The sequence below is a fragment of the Lachnoclostridium sp. An138 genome, assembly GCF_002160765.1.
Lineage (GTDB): Bacteria > Bacillota > Clostridia > Lachnospirales > Lachnospiraceae > Laedolimicola > Laedolimicola faecalis.
On the sequence record NZ_NFLF01000020.1, the window covers coordinates 16091 to 32050 of the forward strand.

Annotated in this window: 20 protein-coding genes; 7 read left to right on the plus strand and 13 right to left on the minus strand. The window is 48.3% G+C overall.

Annotated features, from left to right (window positions below; all coding sequences use genetic code 11):
• The first annotated feature begins 208 nt into the window (after nucleotides 1-208).
• From B5E82_RS14265 to B5E82_RS14275, 3 genes are all read left to right on the plus strand, one after another.
• The gene (locus tag B5E82_RS14265) at nucleotides 209-517 is read left to right on the plus strand and encodes a DUF6429 family protein (protein ID WP_087308223.1); all 309 of its coding nucleotides are present in this window, start codon (nucleotides 209-211) and stop codon (nucleotides 515-517) included.
• A 128-nt stretch (nucleotides 518-645) separates the two neighbouring features.
• Entirely contained in the window at nucleotides 646-1200 is a 555-nt protein-coding gene (locus tag B5E82_RS14270; protein ID WP_087308224.1) for a shikimate kinase, read from the plus strand.
• Between the two features lie 61 nt (nucleotides 1201-1261).
• On the plus strand, nucleotides 1262-2947 hold the full coding sequence (locus B5E82_RS14275; protein ID WP_087308225.1) for an SWIM zinc finger family protein: 1686 nt from the start codon (nucleotides 1262-1264) through the stop codon (nucleotides 2945-2947).
• Between the two features lie 182 nt (nucleotides 2948-3129).
• Here B5E82_RS14275 and B5E82_RS18560 read toward each other — a convergent pair whose 3' ends face one another.
• The 10 genes from B5E82_RS18560 to B5E82_RS14310 form a co-directional block, all read right to left on the minus strand.
• Entirely contained in the window at nucleotides 3130-3426 is a 297-nt protein-coding gene (locus tag B5E82_RS18560; protein WP_242966333.1) for a hypothetical protein, read from the minus strand.
• A gap of 159 nt (nucleotides 3427-3585) precedes the next feature.
• A complete protein-coding gene (locus tag B5E82_RS18565) occupies nucleotides 3586-3759 on the minus strand; it encodes a hypothetical protein (RefSeq protein ID WP_242966334.1) in 174 nt (57 codons plus the stop codon).
• Nucleotides 3749-5026, minus strand: coding sequence for an AAA family ATPase (locus B5E82_RS14285; protein ID WP_087308226.1), 1278 nt, complete (start codon nucleotides 5024-5026; stop codon nucleotides 3749-3751). The genes B5E82_RS18565 and B5E82_RS14285 overlap by 11 nt, the downstream gene beginning before the upstream one ends.
• 221 nt (nucleotides 5027-5247) lie before the next feature.
• Nucleotides 5248-5811 carry a tRNA (mnm(5)s(2)U34)-methyltransferase gene (locus B5E82_RS14290; protein WP_087308261.1) on the minus strand — a complete coding sequence of 188 codons (564 nt, stop codon included), beginning with the start codon at nucleotides 5809-5811 and terminating at the stop codon, nucleotides 5248-5250.
• Between the two features lie 18 nt (nucleotides 5812-5829).
• On the minus strand, nucleotides 5830-7308 hold the full coding sequence (locus B5E82_RS14295; protein ID WP_242966336.1) for a deoxyguanosinetriphosphate triphosphohydrolase: 1479 nt from the start codon (nucleotides 7306-7308) through the stop codon (nucleotides 5830-5832).
• Nucleotides 7309-7310: 2 nt separating this feature from the next.
• On the minus strand, nucleotides 7311-7469 hold the full coding sequence (locus tag B5E82_RS18140) for a hypothetical protein (protein WP_162610790.1): 159 nt from the start codon (nucleotides 7467-7469) through the stop codon (nucleotides 7311-7313).
• An 18-nt stretch (nucleotides 7470-7487) separates the two neighbouring features.
• Complete coding sequence (locus B5E82_RS14300; protein WP_087308227.1) at nucleotides 7488-7754, minus strand: hypothetical protein; 267 nt, start codon at nucleotides 7752-7754, stop codon at nucleotides 7488-7490.
• 128 nt (nucleotides 7755-7882) lie between these two features.
• Entirely contained in the window at nucleotides 7883-8029 is a 147-nt protein-coding gene (locus B5E82_RS18145) for a hypothetical protein (RefSeq protein WP_162610791.1), read from the minus strand.
• A 115-nt stretch (nucleotides 8030-8144) separates the two neighbouring features.
• Entirely contained in the window at nucleotides 8145-9419 is a 1275-nt protein-coding gene (gene larC, locus B5E82_RS14305) for a nickel pincer cofactor biosynthesis protein LarC (RefSeq protein ID WP_087308228.1), read from the minus strand.
• Nucleotides 9420-9530: 111 nt separating this feature from the next.
• Entirely contained in the window at nucleotides 9531-10412 is an 882-nt protein-coding gene (locus B5E82_RS14310; RefSeq protein ID WP_087308229.1) for a LysR family transcriptional regulator, read from the minus strand.
• A 147-nt stretch (nucleotides 10413-10559) separates the two neighbouring features.
• Between B5E82_RS14310 and B5E82_RS14315 the strand changes: the two genes are divergently transcribed.
• Genes B5E82_RS14315 through B5E82_RS14325 form a run of 3 tightly spaced genes read left to right on the plus strand, consistent with a single transcriptional unit; the run spans nucleotide 10560 to nucleotide 12213 of the window.
• Nucleotides 10560-11129 carry a chromate transporter gene (locus B5E82_RS14315; RefSeq protein ID WP_087308230.1) on the plus strand — a complete coding sequence of 190 codons (570 nt, stop codon included), beginning with the start codon at nucleotides 10560-10562 and terminating at the stop codon, nucleotides 11127-11129.
• The gene (locus B5E82_RS14320) at nucleotides 11126-11689 is read left to right on the plus strand and encodes a chromate transporter (RefSeq protein WP_087308231.1); all 564 of its coding nucleotides are present in this window, start codon (nucleotides 11126-11128) and stop codon (nucleotides 11687-11689) included. The genes B5E82_RS14315 and B5E82_RS14320 overlap by 4 nt, the downstream gene beginning before the upstream one ends.
• Before the next feature lie 23 nt (nucleotides 11690-11712).
• Nucleotides 11713-12213 (plus strand): hypothetical protein, encoded by a 501-nt coding sequence (locus B5E82_RS14325; protein WP_087308232.1) that lies wholly within the window; start codon nucleotides 11713-11715, stop codon nucleotides 12211-12213.
• Between the two features lie 105 nt (nucleotides 12214-12318).
• Here B5E82_RS14325 and larB read toward each other — a convergent pair whose 3' ends face one another.
• Nucleotides 12319-13071 (minus strand): nickel pincer cofactor biosynthesis protein LarB, encoded by a 753-nt coding sequence (gene larB, locus B5E82_RS14330; RefSeq protein ID WP_087308233.1) that lies wholly within the window; start codon nucleotides 13069-13071, stop codon nucleotides 12319-12321.
• Nucleotides 13062-13196 carry a hypothetical protein gene (locus B5E82_RS18630; protein WP_275533165.1) on the minus strand — a complete coding sequence of 45 codons (135 nt, stop codon included), beginning with the start codon at nucleotides 13194-13196 and terminating at the stop codon, nucleotides 13062-13064. Before B5E82_RS18630 ends, larB begins: the two co-directional genes overlap by 10 nt.
• Nucleotides 13197-13303: 107 nt before the next feature.
• Between B5E82_RS18630 and deoC the strand changes: the two genes are divergently transcribed.
• Entirely contained in the window at nucleotides 13304-13972 is a 669-nt protein-coding gene (deoC, locus tag B5E82_RS14335) for a deoxyribose-phosphate aldolase (protein ID WP_087308234.1), read from the plus strand.
• A 150-nt stretch (nucleotides 13973-14122) separates the two neighbouring features.
• On the opposite strand, the gene B5E82_RS14340 is transcribed toward deoC, so the two are convergent.
• On the minus strand, nucleotides 14123-15928 hold the full coding sequence (locus B5E82_RS14340; RefSeq protein WP_087308263.1) for an L-fucose isomerase: 1806 nt from the start codon (nucleotides 15926-15928) through the stop codon (nucleotides 14123-14125).
• Nucleotides 15929-15960 lie beyond the last annotated feature (32 nt).

Here is a 15960-nt window from a genome sequence, read left to right on the forward strand (position 1 = left end):
TTACTTTAAAATGACAGAGATTTCAATGCAATGACGGAGATAAAATCTCTGTTTCCTATTACAAAATGGTCGAATACAGATAATAAACCAGCAGATTTCGCATTGACCTGTCTCTGTTCACACGATACAATAATAATATCCATTTATAAAGAAAAGAGTTGTTTACCCGCTGTATCAGCGAATAGCAGTATATGAAAGGGAGTGAAATATGGAATATACGAACGCAAAACAGGCTATGAAAGAACTGACTATGGCACTGATCTATTTGTCAAAATTCTGCGAGCGGGATAGGTTTTCCAATGCAAATGACTTTTACGCCTGGAAAGGATACGATTTCGATGTATTGAATTTTCTGGACGAAAAGGATTATATCCGGCAGGGAAATCATCCTTCCCGGACAAAAAGCGTGTACATCACAGAAACAGGAAAAGAATATGCAAAATCTATACTCGAAAAGTACGGCATCAGTGACTGGAAGTCAAACACCCCACAGCAAACTGACGAGGCAGGAAAATAGTTAGCGCAGCAGAGCTGTGGGGTATTTGACCCTCGCGGCGCTCGCCAAATGGACGCGCGATCGCGCCCGCTTGGCTCGCTGCCCGTGGGAATAAAGATCAGCAAGCCGCATAGTACAGGAGATCCGAAATGAATATTCTTCTCTTTGGCATATCCAACGTTGGGAAAACTACGACAGGCCGGCTGCTGGCCGGCAAATTGGGATATAAATTTTACGATATGGATGAGGAAGTAAAATCCTGTCTGCATATCACGCTGGAGGAGTTTGTGAATACAGTCTGGCCATATGAACGTGATAAAATCCGTGGTAAGATTCTGGAAAATCTGGTCCCCCGTCCGGAAAACAAGGTCATAGCGGTCACGCCAATGTATTACTCCCGCTGGTTTCATAAATATCTGCAGCGAGACGACGTGCTGGCAGTCGAACTGCAGGACGCGCCGGAGCACATATTCAGCCGCCTTGTGTTCAGTGATGAGAATGATCAGGTATATAAGGATGATAAATACAGAGACGCTCATGCCTCTCACTATCTTGGGGAGATCAAAAAAGATATCACATATTACAGGAAAGCTTTTTCAAAGATCACAAATAAGCTGAATATAGATGGTGACTCGCCAGAAAAAGTGGTTGAACGCCTGATGAAGCAATTTAATCTTCAGCCATATTCATTATCCGGAAAATAGGTTTTGATAATAATGGCACCCTTATATCAAAGAATGAAAGAACTACAGGAGCCGAAACATCATGAACTGGAAATCACGATTCGCAAAACATATCCTGGAACGGGGATACAATTATTACTGCATGGACGCAGTAGAAAATCTGGATATTTCAGAAGAGCTCGTCCGGGCTGACGTAAGCGGCACGGAAGACTATGAAGTGGAGATTTCTCTGGAGAACGGGGAAATCACAGACATGTACTGCTCCTGTCCCTATGCAGAAGATGGAAGGAACTGCAAGCACATGGCGGCTGTCTTATATGAATGGGAAGATGCCCGGCAGGAATATGAGCAGGATGAGAGCGCCCTGTTCATCCAGGCACATACGGCAGAGGCGTTCCGAAAAAAGCAGGACGCCATTCAGGCCCTGGTGGAACAAGCTGATATTTCCATTGTAAAATCTTATCTGGTGTCTGCTCTGGCAGAAAATGAAAAGACTCTGTTACGGTTTTACAGCGCCGTCTGCGGCGGAGAACAGGAAGAAGATGTAAGATCTTATACCAGACAGGTAGACAGGATTGTCCGAAGCTATCTTGGAAGAAATGGATATATTGAATACCATCGGACGGGCAGGTTTATAATGGAACTGGGCGAAATTCTGGATAATGACGTGAAACGCATGATGGATAACAGACATTACAGGAGCGCGTTTCAACTGATGAATCATATCTTTGTGCTTATTGGCGAAGTAGACATGGATGATTCCGACGGCGGTACCGGAATACTGGCGGATGAAATTTATGATCTTTGGACAAAATTGCTGGAGCAGGCCGGCGCGGACGAAAAGCGGAAAATGTTCCAGTGGTTTACAGAGCATCTGGACGGCAGCGTGATTGATTATCTGGAAGAATACATCGAGCGGATTCTGATGGAAGGTTTTTCAGAAAAAGAATATATGCCGCAGAAGCTTTCCTTTGTGGAAGACATGCTGGATAAGGCGGAAAAATCGGAATCCGACTGGAGCAGAAGCTACGCTGTCGGAAAATGGGCTCTGAAATATCTGAACCTGCTGGAGCAGCAGAAAGCCAGCCGCACTGACATGGAAAAGTTCTGCCGGCAGCACTGGGAAAATTCCTCTGTGAGAAGATATTATATAGACCTGTGCATGAAGGCGAAGGATTATGATCTGGCGCTGGAAGCTCTGGATGAAAGCCTTGTTCTGGATAAAGAGTATGCCGGGCTTCTCGCAGATTACGCAGACAAGAAGAAGGAAATTTATCTTCTGCAGGGAGACCAGGACGCTTATGTAAAGCAGCTTTGGGATCTGGTGCTTCGATACCGTCCAGGAGAACTGAAGGTATACAAAGAGCTGAAAGCACAGTACGCAGAAGAGGAATGGACACAGGAAAGGGAAAAGATATTCCAGGCGCTTCCCAGATACACGGATGTGAATGAGTTGTATAAAGAGGAAGGTCTCTATGACAGGCTGCTGTCTTCCGTACTGAGAAGTCCGGCGCTCTATCAACTGGAGAGATATGAAGACGTCCTGAAGGCAGAATATCCGGAGCAACTGCTGGATAAATACCGGGAAGAACTGGAAAAGATGGCGTTCCGCACCAGCAACCGGAAAACCTACCAGGAGATCGCCGGCCTTCTGCGCAGAATGAAGAAAATCAAGGGCGGTTCCAGAATTGTCAGTGACATCCTCGCGGACTGGAAGGAAAAATACAGAAACCGCCCGGCGATGATGGATGAACTGAGCAGTCTGTAGGCAGACGGAGAATAGCGGTTGATTTTACAGAATTTTTTCAGAGAAAATGCCTGATGGAAAAAAGGAAGCCTGCGGGCCTCCTTTTCCGTTAACCTGATTTTACTGTGCAGACAACACCATGAAATATGCTGCTACATTTACATAAAAATGCATATCTTCAAATCTTTTCATATCTCTTCTCCTTATTCCAGACAATCATTAATTTTCTCAATCCAACTGCTATCGTTGCTCTCAAAAAGCTCCAGGAATCTTCCGAAATTACTGCTTCCAGCAGCCGAATCTATCATGCTCAATTCCTTTACCCGCCGGCACATATCCGGATAATTCTCTGCCGTGATACATTCCATTATTCTGCAAATCTGATCTGCCCTTCCTTTATAGTTTTCCACCCCGGTAAATTCCTGGAGCAATGGAGCATTTACCGATTTAGATGGAGATCTTATCAACTTATCCGTCCAATGTTTTGCTATAATCTGCATTGTACATGGATTTCCAAAAATAATAACGGCATCAGATGCGGTATCCGTTCCATGAAATTCATTCACTTTACGTTTAATATCTGTATACTGTTCATGCGGTTTTTTCTCCGTGTCACAAAATATAAGCACCAGTTCATATGCCCCATTTTGATACCTGTCCTAATATCTGGCCGGTATGTTTCCGTTTCCTCCGGCATTGTCAAGCGTTATCTCATATTGCTGATTCCAGACTTTTAACTCCTTCAGCTTTGTAAGATACGCATATTCTTCGTTTCCTTCACAAATAATGCATATTTTATGCCCGCTGTAAAGAGCAGGAATTCTATTCGCCATCCTCAGCCGCTCCCTCCTCATCATCTTTGATACTTAAAAGGGAATTTATCAGCTCCGGTTCCGGGATCGCACCAAATACCCCTTTCCTGTATTTCTCCATGACATCGGATGTATCCCTTACTCCCTGCTGCGCTGTAAAGTCTGCAAGCGAATAAACATATACCCCATCCTTATCTTTATGCACAAACCATATCTGTTCCTTACGAAACATCCTTTTACAATCCATAAGATCGATATCGTGTACTGTAAAAATAAGCTGTGCATCCGTATTAAGTTCATTGTTAAACATTGCCACAATAGCTCTCGTAAGCTTAAAATGAATACTGCTGTCCAGTTCATCTACAACCAGCATTCTTCCCTGCTCCAAAGCTTCTATTACATAGCTTGCAAGTGCTGCTATCTTTTTGGTGCCTGTAGAATCAAACAGCATACTTGGTACGGGAACACCTTTATAGGTCGATACCAGTCGAATCTGGTCCATAATCCTATCCGGAATATTTAAAACTTTTTCTTCCGGCTTTTCCTCCTCTTCCCCAAATTTAAAATGTATCTGATCTATATCGAGATACTCAAAGTTATCCATATATAAATCTGCATTTTTAATAAATTCCACAACTTTTTTCTGCAGTTGATTTTTATTCTTCATTAAATCAATTGTATGCTGCATTGGAATGTTATTCATATTAATCACATCAATTTTATTTGCAAATTCAATAAGAATACGCTTCATTTCATCAAGATGAGGAAATTTTCCTGTGTCTATCAGATAGCATAGCAGGTTTTGCTTTGAAATGAGTGGAATCATTTCCTGCACACCTTCATCTGCACAGTAATATTGGCCTGTTTCCGCATTTTTCTTCAGCCAGCATACCTCTTTTTCATTTCCATAGCTGTCTTTGAAAATCTCGGAAAATGCTTCATAAGGATATTCTTCTGTCTCCGTATTATAGCTGAAGTCATAAGAAAATTTTCTTCCTGACACCATAAATGTAACGCCCAGTTCACATACAGCATTACCCGAAAATATATTGGACATTAAATTTATCTTTTTATTTAGCAGCGCCTCCCTGATCGTTCGGATACACTTTATCAGGCAGGTCTTTCCACTATTATTCGGTCCATATATCCCTGCAGACTTCAGTACATTGAAATTATTTTCTCTATGGACATTAAAAGCAAACTTTTTATTCCTCATGTCCGCTTTCATAGAAAACACAATCTGTTCTTCAAAGGAAAAACAATTTTTTGCCCTTATTTCTATAATCATAATATCTTTCCTCCTGATTCTTATCCTCTTCTTACAATCATAGTATATCTCAACTCATTTTTTATGCAACTATTTTTCACAAAAAATATAATCTCGTTTTTACTTTATCATTAAAACATACTCGTTTTAATAAATACGTATAAGAAAAAGAGGCAACATAATGTCACCCCTTCGCTGCAGACAGTTTCCGAAACGCACCGCCTATACCTCACGATATTTCCCTATCTCTTAAAAACAAACACCGGCATCGGCGGACAATTCCCCCGGTTATAATACTCATTCACAATCACCGTATACTCCCTGGAAGAAAGCCCTTTCACATACTCCAGTATCCTCTCCTTCTCCTCAAATCCCGTGTCTCCGCCGCTGTAGATACACAGGCTCATCATTCCGCCGCTTTTCAGTATTTCCAGGCCCTTCCGGACAGCCGTCACACTGGCCTGGGCCTTCGTGGCAATGGCATGATCTCCGCCCGGAAGATATCCGAAATTAAAACATATCACGTCTGCTGTCTGTGGGGCGAGATACCGGTCCATGTTTTCATGTCCGTCCTTTATCAGATGCGCGTTTTTCCCATATCCATGTTCCGCCAATAAAGCTTTTGTTGCCTCCAGCGCCTGTTTCTGAATGTCAAACGCCCATACGCTCCCCTTATCACCGGCCATCTGGCATAAAAATAAAGTATCATGTCCGTTTCCCATGGTTGCGTCGATATAGGTGCCCCCGCTTTCAGCCTGGGACTTTATAATAGAATGGCACCAGTACGTAATCTGGGACTGTTTCAGATGTTCTCGCTTCATTTTCTACTCAATCCCGCTCAGCTCCCGATACAGCGTCCGCGCATAGGTATCTGTCATTCCGCTGATGTAATCTGTGACCATCAGGAGGCGTAGGTACAGGTCATATCCTTCCTTATGAGTTTTCGCGTTCATGTAATCCTGTTTATAGTTCTCCGAAAATATGGAAAAGTACTTTTTGTCTGCCTTCGTCTGAACATAACCATGCTCTTCATCTGCATATTCGGCATCAAAGTATAGGGCCGCGTTCACAAATTTCTGCAAAAGGAAGGACAGAATCGTCTCGGAGGACAGTTCCAGCTTCAGGATATCTGCCGAGTCAAACACAAATGCAGGCATGGCTTTTTTCAGAATCTTGATCGTCAGACTGTGATTTGTAGCATAGAACAGGTCCTGCTTATAGGTTCCGTCTTTGATTTCCCCATAGCTCTTTGAAAACCTGTATATAGCCACAAACATCAGCCAGCGCCGGGTATAATTCAGCCATGTGCCGAAGGCAGCTGAGTCCTTCATGCTCTCACGCCGTTTTTTCAGGTCCAGGATCAGCTGTTTCGTGTAGTATTCCGGCGACTGATGGGCGGCGATTTTGGAAGCATCATAAGAGTTTTCATAGAAATCTGTAAACTCATCCAGTGTAAACAGGTTTTTCTTAAAGGCGTCTTCCAGGTCTGCGGTGGCATAGGCGATATCATCCGCCGCTTCCAGCATGTATGTCAGCGGATGCCTGCACAGGTTGTTTCCGGCATCCATGGTTCCTGTTATTTGGGAAAGGGTGCGGAGAGTCTCTTCTTCCGCCGCAAAATAGCCGAGTTTATGTTTCTTAATATCCGGACTGTCCTTATCAAAGGAGCAGGAATCGGTGGGGTATTTTACCAGAGTGCTGATGACGGCTGCAGACAGATTGATTCCTGAATGATATCTCGCCTTTGCCAAAATCCTGAGCGCCTGCGCATTTCCTTCGAAATTTTCCAGATCTCTGGCCATCTGCGGCGTCAGCCATTCCCGGAGAGGTTTCTTCTTATATCGGATATCGTCGAGATGCTTTTTGAACCAGTCGCCGATGGTCGTTTCTCCAAAATGGCCGAAGGGAGGATTCCCCAGATCGTGAAGAAGCCCCGCGCAAAGCAGGACCGAGGAGATCCCTTCCGCAGCCTCCGCATTGATATCTGCCGGCCTGTACTGGGTTCTGTTTTTGGAAAGCATGATTCCCAGCTGGCGCGCCACTGTGGAGACCTCAATCGAATGAGTCAGCCTGGTCCGGATAAAGTCGCTTTTATCCAGCGGAAAGACCTGCGTTTTGTCCTGCAGCCTGCGGAATGCAGAGCTGGAGACAATTTTGTTATAGTCTTTTTCGAATTCATTCATGGGATAACGGCTGAATTCTTCCGGCTCCTTTTCATCGTTACCCAGTTTCTGTGTTGACAGCAAAGCTTCCCAGTTCATGGACGTTCCCCTCTCTTCTTTTGTAGTAAATGTTCTTTCCAAAATCATTCGCTGCGGTACAGCGCTTCATACACCGCCGCCTTCCAGGTATTCATTCTGGTCTTTTGCTCGTCCTGCATCCGCTCCAGTATTTCCTGTCTTGCAATCTCTTCCCCGCACCGCTGAAACAATCTGTGAATCCAGCGGATTTCCGTCGTAAGCATCTCTGACGCATACGGTTTTTACAGTTCATTCAGCTTAAATACTTCCAAATGATTTTTTTCTCGATTATATTTCTCATTTGTCCAGGTGTCTGGTCTGCATACATAAAAACGGAAGGCCACGGGTTCTTCCTCAATGACCTCTGCTTTGATCCACACCGCATCATCAAGCATATCGTGATACGAATGTATGGTTTCCAGTTCCCACGAATCCGGCGCTTCAGCCTGCTTGGCCTTATTGCAGTCAGAGCAGCATGGAATCAGATTATAGGGGACCACGGCCAGCAAAGGATTTAACTCCCTGAACCTTGGAACGACGACCTGTTCAAATGCCTCCTGTTCCCTGCGCCGTCTTTCCCTATTAAAATATGAATATTGGGTGGCGGCTTTGCCTCGCATTCTACATTAAATGACAACTACGCTCCATCCTCCGCAAGCTCAGAGGGCAGTCTGTATATAAAATCATAATCCATAACCTGGTACTCTTCCAGCTTTGCGTTATAATAAACAACCTTATATGCCGTCTCAAATTTAAACCAGTCGTCCCAGTTATCGTGAATCAAATATATGGTATTCTGTATCGGTCCCGCTATGCTGAATACAACCCTGATTTTATCACGTTCTTTTTTCTATTCTTCATGATTGAGCATTGTGTACCTCCAGCCTGTCTTCTATGATTTAGGCCTTCTCCTTCACCGCCCGGTACACTTCCCGGTAACTCTTTCCACTCTTCCGTGCCAGCTCCCTCACACTCTCATACTCCGGATAAAAAACCTCTCCGCCGTCCGGCAGCGTACACACCTTGACCTTCGCCGTTCCCAGCGGCGTCTCGACTTCCGCAAGCCGCCGCTCCAGAATGTCGCGCTCTACCCGGCAGCGCCGCACGCCGATGGTGGTCGTCTCCCGAAACAGGATATCATCCATCTCCCGGATATGCTCCTCATCACAGAGCACGGAAAGCTTGTAGGCCGGCCGGTTTTTCTTCATGTAAACCGGCGTGAAAAACGCGTCTCTGGCTCCTGCTTCCAGCAGGCATTCCATGGCATAGCCAAGGGTCTCTCCGGTGCAGTCGTCGATATTGGTCTCCAGCAGCCACAGGTCTCCCTCCGGCTCTTCCTCGATCAGCATGGCCCGCAGGATATTGGCTTTCGGGAATTCTTTTTTGCCGGCTCCCAGGCCCACCTTCTTCACGCGGAAGCGTGAAGGCCGCTGTCCTTCGGACAGCGCGGCGATGGCGGCGCCGGTAGGCGTCACCATCTCGCCCTGCTGCTCCGTCAAACGCAGGGTGAGGTGGTGCGCCGCCGCAATCTCCAGCACCGCGGGCACGGGTACGGGCAGCACTCCGTGCTGGCAGCGCACGTGCCCGCTGCCTTCCCACAAGTCGGAGACCAGCACCTTCTCCACGCCCAGCTCTTCCAGGCAGGCTGCGGTTCCTACGATATCCACGATGGAATCTACGGCGCCCACCTCATGGAAGTGCACCTTCTCCGGCGGACAGCCATGGGCTTTTCCTTCTGCTTCCGCCACAGAGCGGAACATCTGTCTGGACAGCTCCAGAACCCGCGGCTTCAGATCCGCGGCTTCCAGAATCTCTTCGATGTCCCTCCAGGTCCGGTGTATGTGCGCATGCGCATGACCGCCGTGGCTATGATGATGTTCCTGGCTATCCCCGTGAATATGTTCGTGGCTGTGATGGTCCTCATGAGCTTCCGTATCGTGGACATGCTCATGGCTGTGCTCTGCCTCTTCCTCCAGAATCACGTCAAAATCACAGACTTCCAGCCCGTTTTTTATCAGTCTCTGCACTTTTATCTCATACCCGCCCACCGGAAGCTTGGCAAGGGTCCGGCGCAGGTTCTCTTCAGTGGCTCCGAGATCCAGAAGAGCCGCCACAGTCATATCTCCGCTGATGCCGGAGCGGCACTCCAGATATAAAGTATTTTTATCACTCATGTCTTTTTTTCCTCCTGCAAAACAATTTCCAACCCGGGGTAACGGAACATACGGAATTCTCTCTATCCGCCATGTTCCTCTCTCTTCATCATAACGGAAATCCGGATTATTTCAAGTTATTTTTCCCGACTCCCGGCACAGCTTCATAAATGCTTTCATATTTTTGGTAAGATACTTACCCTTATGGTAAATGATATTCAGGCTGCGCTGCAGCGGATGCTTCAGAGGGATCTGCTTTACTGTCTGCGCTTCGATATCTTTCTTGATGAGAAGATAAGGCAGCACCGCCACGCCCAGTCCCTCGGCCACGCTGCGCACAATGGCCTGGGTGCTGCTGCTTTCCATCCTGGGCCGCACAGAAATCTGTCTGACCGCAAAGCAGGCGTCCAGAATGTCACGTCCGGCGCTTCCCTTTTCCCGCATGAGAAAGGGATATTGGGCCATTTCTTCCAGCGCAAGCTCCTTCCGGCAGGACAGAGGATGCCCGACCGGAACGATGGCGCACAATTCATCCTGCATAAACGGCCTGGAACAGATATCCGGATGCTCGGGCTGGTTTTCAATCAGGCCGATGTCTATGGAATTGTCCAGGATCTTTCTTTCTATGAACGCGGAACGGTTGACGACTACTTCTATCGTAAGCTCCGGATACATTTTCTGATACCGTTCCAGAAGAATCGGAAGAATGTGCGTGCCGATGGTGATGCTGGTTCCCAGACGCAGGGTACCCAGCGTATCCCAGTTTTTGATTTTTGTCTCCATTTCATCGAACAGGGAGACGATGTGGAGCGCGTACCCGTAAAATTCTTTTGCCCCTTCTGTGGGAGAAATCCCGCGCCCTATCCGCTCAAACAGACGAATGCCATAATATTCTTCCAGTTCCTTGATCGCAAGGCTTACCGAGGGCTGCGCCAGATGCAGCTCCTCTGCCGCCCTGGTAATATTGCTGTTTCGAAAAACAGCCGTAAATATTTTCATATGTCTGAGTGTCATTTCTATCCTCCTTATCGATGTTCTTCGTTGATATTCTTCATTGCCGCTTTTTATTCATAACAAATTTATTATCCTTATAATAGATTAATACTATTTTACATATGAATCAAGACTGAATATACTGAGTGCAAAGGAGGAAAAGTGAATATGAAAAACAAAAAAGAAGTACTGTTCAAGCTATTTATTTCCACGCTGTATCTGAGCGCCTTTACCTTCGGCGGCGGATATGTGATTGTAACGCTGATGAAGAAAAAATTTGTAGATGAGCTGCAGTGGATCGAAGAAGACGAGATGCTGGATCTGGTTGCGATCGCCCAGTCTGCTCCGGGCGCGATCGCGGTAAACGGAGCCATCGTGGTAGGCTATAAACTGGCCGGGATCATCGGTGTCCTTACGGCTATTATCGCCACAATTATTCCGCCTTTTGTTATCATCTCTCTGATTTCCGTTTTTTACGCCGCTTTTCGGAGCAATGTGATTATCAGCCAGCTTCTGGAAGGAATGCAGGCCGGTGTCGGAGCCGTCATCGCCGCGGTCGTATATGAGATGGGCCTTGGCGTCGCCCAGAGCAGGAACGCCGCGTCCATCCTGATTATGATAACCGCGTTTGTTGCGGCCTGTGTGTTCCAGGTCAATGTCATATACATTGTGCTGATATGTATTCTGATTGGTATTGTCAGAACCTGTATCCATCATAAGAAGGAGGCGGTAAAATGATTTATTTGCAGCTGTTTTTAAGCTTTCTCCAGATCGGCCTGTTCAGTTTCGGCGGCGGATACGCAGCCATGCCCCTTATACAGGGACAGGTAGTGTCCACCCATGGCTGGCTCAGCATGAGCGAGTTTACCGACCTGATTACGATTTCCCAAATGACTCCCGGACCTATCGCTGTCAATTCCGCCACGTTTGTGGGAATCAAAATCGCCGGCATTCCCGGAGCGCTGATAGCCACTATCGGATGCATCCTGCCTTCCTGTATTATCGTAACGCTGATTGCGAAGCTTTATCTGAAATACCAGAATGTAGACACGCTGCAGAGCGTTCTGAATTCTCTGCGTCCTGCCGTAGTCGCCATGATCGCCTCCGCCGGAATTTCGATTCTGATCTCCGCCTTCTGGGGAAGCGAAGCCATCGTTACCCTTGCCGGCACCCGCTGGTCTCTGGTGGCAATCTTTGCGGTCTGCGTCCTGCTGCTTCAGAAATTTAAAATGAATCCCATCTGGGTCATGATTCTTGCCGGCGTTATAAAAGCTGTCCTGTCTTTTGCCGGACTCTGATGAAAGGTTTGGAGGGTGAGAAAATGAAAATTACCGTAAAATCATGTGTAAACAGATATGAACTCTACACAGAACCAGATAACAGACTGATCGGCCAGCTTCGAAAGAAGCGCTGCGGCGGAAAGAAACTGGACATTCTGGATGCTGAAGGAAATCTGGCCGCGTCCGTCCACCAGGAAGAAGAAACGCTTTTCATCACAGGCAGAGACGGCAGGACGGTTTCCTGCATGCTGCTGTACAAAGAAGACGGCAGCGGGCACAAAATTTCCGGCTCTCTGGTCCGTCCTCCCATGCCGGAACGGATTCAGCTGAATCTTCCCCAGGGAAGTCTTTCTGTCATTCAGACGCCCCGCCGGAATTTCGAAGTCTATCTGAATGACCGGAAAATCTGCGAAATGACACATATGCTTGGGCTGGCCAAGGAGATTCATATTCTGTCCGACGGAATTCAGGATACCTATTGCAGCATTCTGTTTGCTCTTGCGTTTCTGATGCTGCACGACGACGATATCGACATCATCTAATTTTTTCCTTTGATACGGAGGCGGCGCCCGGACACCAGGTCCGGGACACCGCCTCCCTTTTTCCACAGTTCTGCCTGCCCGGCTTACTGCCGTCTGCCCTGGCTTCTAATTTCTTTTCCCGCAGGCAAGCCGGTTAATCTGGGTCGCCACATAAGCCGCCCCGTAGCCGTTGTCAATATTTACTGTCGTAATCCCGTTCGCGCAGGAATTCAGCATGGTCAGAAGCGCCGACAGTCCTCCAAAGCTGGCCCCGTAGCCTACAGACGTGGGAACCGCGATAACAGGCACATCCACCAGACCGGCCACCACGCCGGCCAGAGCCCCTTCCATGCCGGCTGCGGCAATGACGCAGTTCGCTCCATGGAAGACATCCAGATTCGAAAGCAGCCGGTGTATTCCGGCCACGCCCACATCAAAGAGGCGGACCACATTCGTTCCAAAAAACTCTGCCACCTGAGCGGCCTCTTCCGCCACAGGCACATCGGCCGTGCCTCCGGTGCAGACCACAACGCGTCCGATATGTTCTTTTTCCCGTTTTTCCACTTTCAGAATCCGGGAAATCTCATCCCATACAGCTTCCGGGACAGCCTCTTTCACCGCCTCATACTGTTCCCGGCTGGCTCGGGTTCCCAGCACATCGATTCCTTCTGATGTCAGAGTCTGGTAGATCCTGACCAGATGCTCCGTGGCCTTGCCCTGGCAGTAAACCACTTCTTCAAAGCCCTGGCGGACCTTCCGGTGATGATCCAGCTTTGCGAAGCCCAGATCTTCATAAGGAAGATTCTTCAGCTGTTCTTCCGCCTGCTCTATCGTAATTTCATTGTTTTTCACCTGAGTCAACAGTTTCGCTACGTCCATGATGTCTCTTCGCCTCCTCGTGTCTCCTGCGGGGAACTGTCCGCGCAGATCATGTCTTTTTCGTCACGGTTCAGGCCCTGAACCGTGATTTTCTTCATCATACCACAGTCTGCATCCCGGTACAAGCGCACGGCTCCTTCCCTTTCTCTTTCCTTTTCACAGCGGACAGAATCTGCTATACTGTAAAAAGGCCCAAATGACTATTTTCATATATTTCCGAGGAGGTACTCTTATGTCAGATTTATCACTTACCCGCAGCGGTCTTGCTGCATACATCGATCATACGCTTCTGAAGCCTGACGCGTCCCGCGCCCAGATAGAGGCTGTCTGCGCAGAAGCGAAACAATACCGCTTCGCCTCTGTCTGTGTGAATCCCTGCTGGATTCCTGTCGTGGCGGAGGAACTGAAAGGCACCGGCATAGCGCCCTGCTGTGTCATCGGTTTCCCGCTGGGAGCCAGCTTTTCTTCCATAAAAGCGGAAGAAGCCAGAACTGCCGTTTCCGCGGGAGCAAAGGAAATCGATATGGTCATCAATATAGGCGCTGTAAAAAGCGGAGACTGGGAACTGGTGCGAAAGGACATCGCCGCTGTGAATGAAGCGAAAGGGCCTGCGAAACTGAAGGTGATCATGGAAACCTGCCTTCTGACCGATGAGGAAAAGATCCAGGTCTGCAAAATTGCGAAGGAAACAGGTGCGGATTTTGTAAAGACTTCCACCGGTTTCTCTACCGGAGGCGCCACCGTTCATGACGTGGCTCTTATGCGGAAAACAGTAGGACCGGATATGGGCGTAAAGGCTTCCGGCGGCATCCGGACACTGGAGGACGCCTTATCCATGATCGAGGCGGGCGCAAACCGTCTCGGAGCCAGCGCCGGCGTAAAGATCGTGGAGGCCCTCTAACTCTTTTTTAACAAGGCGTATTGCGGCATTTCGCCGCGCAAAGGGATAAAGGAGCAGTCAAAATAACCTGCCTGTTCCTGACAAAAGAGCCGGGGAAAATTGCCCCGGCTCTTTTGCCTTTGATCTATGATTATCCTAACACTCTCACTCTTATCTCATGGTCCGATACAGCGGTCCGTAAGTAGCGCATGCACGGAAATCCTGTCCCTCTTTGTCCATTCCAAACGCGTTCCATGCGGCCGGACGGAAGATCTTCTCTTCCGGCACATTGTGCATGCACACCGGAATTCTCAGCATGGAGCACATGGTAATCAGGTCTGCGCCGATATGGCCGTAGCTGATTGCGCCATGGTTTGCGCCCCAGTTGTTCATCACATCATACGCGCTCTTGAAGGCTCCCTTTCCTGTGCAGCGCGGTGTGAACCAGGTGCAGGGCCAGGTCGGATTTGTACGTTCCATCAGGATATCTGAAACCTCATCCGGCAGTTTTACAGTCCAGCCCTCTGCGATCTGCATCACAGGTCCAAGTCCCTTTACCAGGTTCAGACGAATCATGGTGACAGGCATCTCGGCTCTCGTGGTGAAGTGAGAGGAGAATCCGCCGCCGCGGAAGTTATCAAAGCCGGCCTCGCACCATACGGTAGCATCGGTCATCTTCTTGATATCCTCATCGGTTACATCCCACCACTGCTTCATGACATGGTTGCCATTTTCGTCTGTGCACTCGCCGCAGGCATCCAGGCAGGCAGCGCCGGAGTTCAGCAGATGGATGATACCGCCGTTCTCTTTTGCATGTCCCTCAAGGTCATAGCCGGTCACGCGCTTGGTAGCCTCCGGTGACCAGTAAGTACGCACATCCGCAAAGATCTGGGCGCGGTTGGTCAGAAGTTTCATGAACAGCATTCCAAGACCATTCAGCACGTCGTTCTCCGTAGCCAGAATGATGGGCTCTTTCTTTCCTTCAAAATCAAAGGAAGAGTTCAGAACTGCCTCCGGATAGTCGCAGTTCGGCCAGTGGTCTGTCCACTGACGCTGTCCCTGGAATCCGCCGGCAATGGCGTTATGTCCCAGCATTTCCTCATCAAACTGCGGCGGCAGGTTCTTGTTGCCTTTCATCAGATCCTTGATGATGCAGTACATTTTGATGGTGAATTCCCACTGCTTATCTTTCTGCTCACGATTGAATTTTACAAAATCAGGATTGTCGTCGCGGCCTTCCTTACAATGTTCCTTTGTCCAGGCAAGGGCTCTCTCATACTCTTCATGATCATAGATGCCCTCTTCCATACGGCGGAGAATCTCCACCTCATCGATAGACTCTACGCGCATGCCCAGATACTCTTCCATAAACGCCTGATCAATGATGGAGCCGCCGATTCCCATACACATGGAACCAATCTGCAGATAGGATTTGCCCTTCATGGTAGCGGCTGCAATAGCAGCGCGGCCGAAGCGGAGCAGCTTTTCCTTTACATCCTCAGGAATCTCCGTCACCTGATCTCTATCCTGTACTTCATGTCCGTAAATGCCGAATGCCGGAAGTCCCTTCTGTGCGTGGGTAGCCAGAACGGATGCCAGATACACTGCGCCCGGACGCTCGGTTCCATTGAATCCCCACACACCTTTGATGGTCAGCGGGTCCATATCCATGGTCTCTGAGCCGTAGCACCAGCAGGGAGTCACTGTCAGCGTAATGCCCACGCCTTCCTTCTGGAATTTCTCCGCGCAGGCGGCAGACTCCGGAACACGGCCGATCGTCGTATCTGCGATCACGACCTTCACCTTTGAGCCGTCTGAATAGCGAAGATTCTCTTCAAACAGCGCTTTGGCAGCCTCAGCCAGTGCCATAGTCTGATCTTCCAGACTGTCTCTCAGCTTCATGGGGCCGGTTCTTCCATCGATAACAGGACGAATGCCGATTGCGGGATAACTTCCGATAAGTGTTTTGTTTGCCACTTTCAATACCCTCCGTTTCCTTAAATTACTTT